The organism is Streptomyces sp. NPDC055078 (genome assembly GCF_053607985.1).
In genome coordinates this window covers 1-5,474 of record NZ_JBSGUP010000566.1, presented here as the reverse complement: position 1 = coordinate 5,474, position 5,474 = coordinate 1, and the positions used below count along the sequence as shown (strand labels likewise).

Genomic DNA, 5,474 nt, shown 5'->3' with positions numbered 1-5,474 from the left:
GGTCCGTACGCCCGCCCGCCCGCCGCGTGAGGGCGAGGGTGTTCTCGCTCTGGTCGGGTGGTCGCGATGACCGCCATGTCCGCTCAGGCCGAAGCTGCCCGCCGGGCCGCTGCTGCTGCCGCTGAGGCCGCCCGCCGGGCGTCCGAGGCCGCTGCCGCGCTCCAGCGCGCCGCCGCCGCGAAGACGCGGATCGGTGGCCGCTGATGAGCGGCAGCACCGAGGGGACCGCGTGGGCGCTCCAGACACAGGCTGATGGCTGGGCGGCTGGCGTGGGTTCGCAGGACCCTGCCCCTTCGGCTGCTGATCTGGCGTGGCAGCAGTCGCTGATGCGGGACGTGTTCGAGGACGCGGCCCGGCTCACCGACCAGCCGAAGGACCGGTGACCGGCTATGGGCTGGGGACGCAAGCAGGAGCCGTCAGAAATGCTGGCTGCTCAGGAGCAGAACCGGGCCGATGCTCTGGCGAAGCGGTGCGGCGAGATCACCTCCACACCGGGTCATCCGTCGCTGGGGAGTCTGCCGCACTACCAGGCCGCTTACCGGAACGCGTCCGGCACGGCCGCAGGTCACACCGCACAGCCGGAGTGACCGGCGATTGAGCACACCGCCCCGATGGTCGCAGGCCGGGTTCGACTCCCGGCCGGGGCACTCCATCCACTGAACGGCCGTGCGCCCCCGGAGCGGGAACTCCGGGGGCGCTGATGTGGGCCGTTCCCATCCCTTGCTGAGGAGAGTGCACGACCCATGACCATTGTGACGCTTCACCCTGCTCTGGTGTCCGGTCCCACGGATGCGGAGCTGGAGGAGATCGAGCGGGAGATGCCGCTGATCACCGCTGAGCTGGATCTGTTGGACGCGGAGATCACGGTGATCGACCGGCCCGCGTCGGAGCTGGACGCCCGGCGTATCCGGCGGGCCCGCCGCCGGGTGCTCGCCGCCCGCCGGACGCTCGCCAACCGCACCACCGTTCCGGCGGGGGGTGCGGCATGAGCGGTCTGACTCTGAGCGGCTTGGACTCGCCGTTGCGGGTGCTGCGGCTGCTGGTCGCGGACTTCTCCGGCCTGCCCGCGCCCTCCGTGGCCGTGTCCGACATCACCCCGAACCGGCTGGAGCTGTCGTTCTACGACGACTTCGCCGCGTTCGAGACGTGGCGCGCGGCCCTGAACTTCGACCCCGGGGCGGTGTCGTACGGGGAGCAGCGCGGGGGCCGCACCCGGGTGCTGTCGGTGACCGCCGAGTATGCCGGCGCTTCGGTGCGGCTGGTCGGCTACACCACCCACCCCGACCACATCGATCACCTCGATCACCTCGATCACCTCGATCATTCCGGGGGTGCGGCGTGAGCGGGGTGGCCGATGACCGGGCGCAGCGGCGTGCGGATCACGCTGCGGATGCGGAGCAGCGGCGTTTGGACGCGGCTGCGGCCGATGTGCGGCGTGCGGAGCGTGAGCGTGCCCGTGATGAGCGGGCGGCGCGGCTGCGTGAGCGGGAGCGGGCGGAGAGGGTACGGGCGCGTGCGGAGCGGGCTGAGCGCCGTGCGGCCCGCTCGGGGCGGCTCACCGCGGAGTTCGTCTACCGCCGGGGCACGCTGGCTCTGGTGGTGGCGTCCGGGCTGGCGTCCCTGCCCGCGCAGGTTCTGCATTTCGTCCACATCAGTGCGATGCTGCTGCCGCTGCCGTTCGCGCTGGAGGGCGCGGCGTGGGTGATGGCGGCCGGGGTCGCCTACGCGGATGCGCGTCATCTCCCGGCATGGGTGCGGTGGCTGCTGCGGGGGCTGGTCGCCGTGTGCGCCGGGTTCGCCGCGTTCATCAACTACGGCTACGGGCTGTCGCTGGCGACCGGCGGTCTCAGTGAGGCTGAGGCGCGGACGGTCGGTACCGGTCTGGCGGCCGTGACCCTGCTGGGCCCGGTCGTGTTCGAGATCCGGCAATGGGTGTCCACGCTGGCGGCCACCGAGGGCGGGCAGGACGCCCGGGACCGCAGGCGGCACGACCGGAACCGTCGCCGCCACCACGGCAAGGTCGCCCGGATCGCCGAGCGGCTGCTGTCCGCCGCCCCGTACGGGTCCCTGTCGCCGGAGAATGCGTGGGCGCGTGCCTGGCAGATCCACACCGGCACCGACGAGTACGGCATGACCCCCGATCTGCACCGCCGGGCCGTCAAGTCCGCCGCCGCGCTCACCGCCGCCCGCACCCCGATCAGAAACCATGATGAATCGACTCGGATCGACATCAATCGATCTATGTCTGACCTGCCTGAATCGACCCCTTGGCCGCCGGTGACCGGACACACTCCGATCGACCCCCCGGCGCTGGCGAGCGATGCGGCCGACACCCAGGGCGCGATCCGGCCGGCAGTCGCTGCGGCCGAGTCGACCCGCCCGCGCCGGGCGACCGGCCGGGTACCCGTAGTGGCCCGTGCCCCTCGATCGTCCCGGACCCGCACCCCCGATCAGCTCCTGATCGAGGCACGGACCGCTACCGCCGACTGGCCCGATGCGGAGCTGACCGGTGAAGCGATCCGCAAAGCAGTCCGCACCGCCCCGGCACGCGCCCGCGTCCTGCGCGACACCCTGCGCGCCGAACGCGCCACCAGTGACAAGTCCACGGCGGCGGGCTGATGTCCCCCGCGTTCGGCAAGTGCTACGACCCGCACGGCACCCGCTACGGCGTTCCGACGTTCCCGTGGCGTTACGCCCCGGACGGGTTGGCGACGCGCCGTCAGCTCCGGGCCCTGGGCCTGCGTCCCGGGGGTCAGGACATCGCGGCGCAGGTCATGCGCCGCTCCCCCCGCCGTCCCGGCGGGGTGAGGGTCGCCTACCTGTACCGGATCGACCGGGCGCTGCCGGTCCGCCCGATGACCGCCCGCAAGTGGGGCGCGCTCGCGCTCGCGATGCTCGCCCGCCGCACCTGCCCCGCCTGCCGACTCGACGCGGGATACGTCATCCCCACCTCCCTCGGCACGTGCGTGACCTGCGCCTACCCCACCCAGACCGCCGCCTGACACCCCACCCCATCGCATCCCATCGCTTCAAGGAGAGTCTCCATGGAGTCCCTGCCCGAGCTGGCCCGTGTGGTGCAGCTCCCCGACGGCACTCATGTGTACGTCGACCCCGCCCACCTCCCTGCCGCGCACCCGCCCGCGCCCCCGGTGCCGCAGGTCGTTCATCAGCACATCCACCAGGCCCCGCCGGACCGCACGGTCCAGCGCATCGCGCTCGGCTCCGGTGTCGGGGCCGGAACTGTCGCCGCCGGGGTCTATTTCGGCCCGCTGCTGGTCGCCGCCATCACCAGCATGGCCATCTCGCTGGCCGTGGTCGCCCTGGTCATCGTCGTCACCGCATGGGGCGTCGTCACCGTCGTCCGCTCCGTGGGCGGACCGGACGGCAAGAACGCCGCCAAGACGATCCGCTCCGCGCGCCGTCGCTGACGGCTGCCCGCGTCGCCCCGGCATCCCGTCGGGGCGGCAAGGGGAGCCGGGACAGCCCCGGCCCAGGGGGGAGCGGTATGGCGTTCAAGGCAGGCGAAAAGGTCCTGATCACGGCGTGCGCGGACGACCCGCGCGCGGTCGGCAGGACGGGCCGGATCGTAGACGAGGTGCCGCCCGGACCGCTGACGGCCGGTCGGTGGACTGTCCACCGCATCAGCGTGTTCATCGGCCCGGTCCTGTGCCACCCGCACGAGCTGGAGCGTGCCTGACGGTCGCCCGTCCGCCCCGGGGGTCTCCCGGGACGGGCGGGGTGCCGGACAGACCGGCCCCAGAGACGGAGCGTCATCCATGGCACAGCAGGAAGAGCGTGAGCCCAGGCTCACCGCAGGCGAGAAGGCCAAGGTCGCGTGGTACATCGCGCGGATGGCGAAGCGCGGTATCGCTGCCCGCAACTCGCCCACGGGCGACGTCTACCAGACCGACCTTCAGCAGAAGTTGGAACGGGTCCTTGAGCAGGCGCGCAAGCGCGAGGAACGCGAAACCAAGAAGCGCTAGCTACCCCGGGACGACCGCGCATCTTTGGCGAGAGCAGGCGGTCGCCCCGGGCCCATCCCATCCCCCTTTTCGAGCAGGACAGGAGACCTCCCAGCATGACGGACAACGGGAACGTCGTTCATCTCTTCAAGCCACCCGGTACAGACCCCCTGGCCCCCGGTGACCCGGTGTCTCCCGTGGTCACGCCTGCCCCTGGCGTTGCCGGTGGCGGGGTGTCGCGGGTGCCGTTGTGGGTGCGGTCCGGTCGTGCGGTGCGTGCGGCTGTGGTGGATGAGCGCACTCGGGTGGCGTGTGGTCTGGTGGTGCGGCACGGCTCGTACGTCGTCGGTGGCGGGCGGGTCGTGGCCCGCCGGGCGTGGGACGGCCGTACCGCCGCACGGTATGAGCGGATGATCCGCGCGGCCGAAGCGGCCGGGAACATGGAGGCGGCTGCTGAGTGGGAGGACCGGGGCAGGCAGTTTCGGGCGGCGCGTCATCAGCGCCGGATGGACCTACTGACGGCCCCGCAGCGGGCCGCGAAGAGCGCGGTCATGGGTGCGGGTCTGGGTGCGGGCAGTCTGCTCGCCCTGGGGATCGCGCTGGCGGTCGCGAACGAGGACATCGGTGATGTCCTGGCTCCGACGATGGCCGGGATCGAGCTGGTCCGGTGGACCGTCGTGATCGTGTCCGTGGTCTGGGGCCCGCTGATGGCTGTTGGTCCGTGGCTCGCCCTGCTCGGTCTGTGGGCGGTGGGACGGCACCGGCAGACCGCCCCGCAGTGGGCACTCCCGGCCGGTCAGCGGAGCAGTGACACAGGTGCTCCGGTCACTCCCTCGGTCGTGGTCACCGCCCTGCGCGATCTGGGGATCGCTCCGCTCAAGGCAGCGATCCGGGAGATGGGCGACGCCGGGGCCGCGATGCTCGGCCCGATCCGGATCGCGGGATGCGGCGTGGAAGTCGATGTGACCTTGCCCTCAGGGGTGTCGACAGACGAAGTGCAAAAGCGCCGGCGGAAGCTCGCCGAGAACCTCGCTCGGCACGAACACGAGGTGTTCATCACGATTCCGCAGGCCGCCCGCACGGTACGGCTGTGGATCGCCGACTCCGGGGCACTGGATGAGCCGATCGGCCCGTCCCCGCTGGTCACCGACCCGTCTCTGTCCGCCGACCTCTACACCGGCCGGGCCCCGTGGGGTCAGGATCTGCGCGGGGACGCGGCCCTGTTGAGCCTGCTGCAACGGCATCTGCTGATCACCGGTCTGTCCAACCAGGGCAAAACCGCGTCGCTGCGCGCCCTGGCGCTGTGGCTGGCGCTGGACACGAGCGTTGAGTTCCGGCTCGCCGACCTCAAAGGGGTGGGCGACTGGCGCATGTTCGAGGGACTGGCCACCGTCCTCATCCAGGGCCCGACCGACGGTCACGTCATCCAGGCGACCGGGATGCTGGAAGACGCCGTGCGGGAGATGGAACGCCGTATCACCGCGCTGGAGCAGTCCGGCGCGACCGACGGGG

General features: G+C 72.0%; 11 protein-coding genes. All 11 read left to right on the top strand.

Going from position 1 to position 5,474, the window contains the following annotated elements; translation table 11 throughout:
* Positions 1-66 precede the first annotated feature (66 nt).
* Positions 67-204, top strand: coding sequence for a hypothetical protein (locus tag ACWF94_RS32145; RefSeq protein ID WP_453496543.1), 138 nt, complete (start codon positions 67-69; stop codon positions 202-204).
* Positions 204-383 (top strand): hypothetical protein, encoded by a 180-nt coding sequence (locus ACWF94_RS32140; RefSeq protein WP_453496540.1) that lies wholly within the window; start codon positions 204-206, stop codon positions 381-383. Before ACWF94_RS32145 ends, ACWF94_RS32140 begins: the two co-directional genes overlap by 1 nt.
* A 39-nt stretch (positions 384-422) precedes the next feature.
* Positions 423-587, top strand: a complete 165-nt coding sequence (locus ACWF94_RS32135) for a hypothetical protein (protein WP_453496537.1) — start codon at positions 423-425, stop codon at positions 585-587.
* A gap of 156 nt (positions 588-743) precedes the next feature.
* A complete protein-coding gene (locus ACWF94_RS32130; RefSeq protein WP_453496534.1) occupies positions 744-989 on the top strand; it encodes a DUF6284 family protein in 246 nt (81 codons plus the stop codon).
* Positions 986-1,342, top strand: a complete 357-nt coding sequence (locus ACWF94_RS32125) for a hypothetical protein (RefSeq protein ID WP_453496531.1) — start codon at positions 986-988, stop codon at positions 1,340-1,342. Before ACWF94_RS32130 ends, ACWF94_RS32125 begins: the two co-directional genes overlap by 4 nt.
* 65 nt (positions 1,343-1,407) lie before the next feature.
* Positions 1,408-2,619, top strand: a complete 1,212-nt coding sequence (locus ACWF94_RS32120; protein WP_453496528.1) for a hypothetical protein — start codon at positions 1,408-1,410, stop codon at positions 2,617-2,619.
* Positions 2,619-3,002 carry an RRQRL motif-containing zinc-binding protein gene (locus ACWF94_RS32115; RefSeq protein ID WP_453496525.1) on the top strand — a complete coding sequence of 128 codons (384 nt, stop codon included), beginning with the start codon at positions 2,619-2,621 and terminating at the stop codon, positions 3,000-3,002. The genes ACWF94_RS32120 and ACWF94_RS32115 overlap by 1 nt, the downstream gene beginning before the upstream one ends.
* A 42-nt stretch (positions 3,003-3,044) precedes the next feature.
* Positions 3,045-3,428, top strand: a complete 384-nt coding sequence (locus ACWF94_RS32110; RefSeq protein ID WP_453496522.1) for a DUF6251 family protein — start codon at positions 3,045-3,047, stop codon at positions 3,426-3,428.
* 77 nt (positions 3,429-3,505) lie between these two features.
* Positions 3,506-3,697: a hypothetical protein gene (locus ACWF94_RS32105; protein ID WP_453496519.1), complete on the top strand. Its 192-nt coding sequence runs from the start codon at positions 3,506-3,508 to the stop codon at positions 3,695-3,697.
* A 79-nt stretch (positions 3,698-3,776) separates the two neighbouring features.
* Positions 3,777-3,983 (top strand): DUF6257 family protein, encoded by a 207-nt coding sequence (locus tag ACWF94_RS32100; RefSeq protein ID WP_453496516.1) that lies wholly within the window; start codon positions 3,777-3,779, stop codon positions 3,981-3,983.
* A gap of 95 nt (positions 3,984-4,078) precedes the next feature.
* Positions 4,079-5,474 (top strand): FtsK/SpoIIIE domain-containing protein (locus ACWF94_RS32095; protein WP_453496513.1); only part of this gene is annotated, 1,396 nt, incomplete at its 3' end.

Coding starts and splice junctions, on each gene's coding strand:
- ACWF94_RS32115 (WP_453496525.1), top strand. CDS start 2,619: ATGTCCCCCGCGTTCGGCAAGTGCTACGACCCGCACGGCACCCGCTAC.
- ACWF94_RS32125 (WP_453496531.1), top strand. CDS start 986: ATGAGCGGTCTGACTCTGAGCGGCTTGGACTCGCCGTTGCGGGTGCTG.
- ACWF94_RS32140 (WP_453496540.1), top strand. CDS start 204: ATGAGCGGCAGCACCGAGGGGACCGCGTGGGCGCTCCAGACACAGGCT.
- ACWF94_RS32145 (WP_453496543.1), top strand. CDS start 67: ATGACCGCCATGTCCGCTCAGGCCGAAGCTGCCCGCCGGGCCGCTGCT.
- ACWF94_RS32135 (WP_453496537.1), top strand. CDS start 423: ATGCTGGCTGCTCAGGAGCAGAACCGGGCCGATGCTCTGGCGAAGCGG.
- ACWF94_RS32130 (WP_453496534.1), top strand. CDS start 744: ATGACCATTGTGACGCTTCACCCTGCTCTGGTGTCCGGTCCCACGGAT.
- ACWF94_RS32105 (WP_453496519.1), top strand. CDS start 3,506: ATGGCGTTCAAGGCAGGCGAAAAGGTCCTGATCACGGCGTGCGCGGAC.
- ACWF94_RS32100 (WP_453496516.1), top strand. CDS start 3,777: ATGGCACAGCAGGAAGAGCGTGAGCCCAGGCTCACCGCAGGCGAGAAG.
- ACWF94_RS32110 (WP_453496522.1), top strand. CDS start 3,045: ATGGAGTCCCTGCCCGAGCTGGCCCGTGTGGTGCAGCTCCCCGACGGC.